Origin of the sequence: Staphylococcus simiae, assembly GCF_002902085.1 — a bacterium.
In the GTDB taxonomy this organism is placed as follows: domain Bacteria; phylum Bacillota; class Bacilli; order Staphylococcales; family Staphylococcaceae; genus Staphylococcus; species Staphylococcus simiae.
Genome location: NZ_PPQR01000088.1, coordinates 1 through 305, shown reverse-complemented (window position 1 = coordinate 305; position 305 = coordinate 1). Strand labels below are relative to the sequence as shown.

Below are 305 nucleotides of genomic sequence, written 5' to 3'. Positions count from 1 at the left end.
TGAGACCGTAAGGTCTCTTTTTTTATGTCAAAAAGACATGAAGGTATAGAAGGACTTGATGCAGAGAAAGCGTTTGAAGCTGACGAAATAAGGAACGAGCGCCACGACTTTAGACGAGCTAAAGGAGTCAGAGAGAGACGCCAATGAGGAAAGATGCGAGCGGTTGTCTCAAGTCAAGAAAGCGCCATAGCGCCGATGGTAGCAAACTACGTTCCGCTAGAGTAGGACGTTGCCAGGCAATAAAAATGGATGCGATGAGTCGCATTGAGACCGTAAGGTCTCTTTTTTTATGTCAAAAAGACATG

At 45.2% G+C, this 305-nt stretch carries 1 protein-coding gene; it reads left to right on the top strand.

All coding sequences use genetic code 11. The features are described 5' to 3' along the window. Nucleotides 1-24 precede the first annotated feature (24 nt). The gene (locus CD113_RS12960; protein WP_269457560.1) at nucleotides 25-147 is read left to right on the top strand and encodes a hypothetical protein; all 123 of its coding nucleotides are present in this window, start codon (nucleotides 25-27) and stop codon (nucleotides 145-147) included. Nucleotides 148-305: the final 158 nt, after the last annotated feature.

Excerpts from the sequence above, each read along its gene's own strand:
- CD113_RS12960 (WP_269457560.1), top strand. The coding sequence starts at position 25 with ATGTCAAAAAGACATGAAGGTATAGAAGGACTTGATGCAGAGAAAGCG.